Annotated in this window: 1 protein-coding gene; it reads right to left on the reverse strand. The window is 41.6% G+C overall.

Going from position 1 to position 500, the window contains the following annotated elements:
* The coding region (locus tag CWB85_RS21680; protein WP_138556003.1) for a DEAD/DEAH box helicase at positions 1 to 392 on the reverse strand (392 nt) is incomplete at its 3' end.
* Between the last annotated feature and the right edge of the window lie 108 nt (positions 393 to 500).

Consider the following 500-nt stretch of genomic DNA (forward strand, 5'->3'; position numbering starts at 1 on the left):
GGTGTACCAACAATAATGTGCGCGCCATGTTCCAAAGAACCAATTTGCGGCCCTATTGATACACCACCACATAAAGTTAAAATTTTAATATTGTGAATACCACGCGCTAATTTTCGCATTTCCACGGCAACTTGTTCAGCAAGCTCTCGGGTTGGGCAAAGTACTAACGATTGAATACGAAAACGTTTCACATTGAGCTTAGCAAGTACACCTAGACTAAACGCAGCGGTTTTACCTGAGCCTGTTTTGGCTTGTGCGATAATGTCTTTACCTTCCAACACAGGCGGCAAACTTTGTGCCTGAACGGCCGTCATTTGGGTATAACCTAACGTTGATAAGTTATCTACCAACCCAGTTGGTAAAGCGAGAGATGAAAAAGCAGTTGCAGTCACAATTAATTCCAAAACAAAAAATTTGATTAAATTAACAAGGGATAAGGCCCCTGCTGAAAGTGTGTTAATGATAGCAGAGTTGTGCATTTGCAACCATCAGCACCTTTT

The sequence above is a fragment of the Pseudoalteromonas sp. S1727 genome (assembly GCF_005886375.1).
Taxonomy (GTDB): Bacteria; Pseudomonadota; Gammaproteobacteria; order Enterobacterales; family Alteromonadaceae; genus Pseudoalteromonas; species Pseudoalteromonas haloplanktis.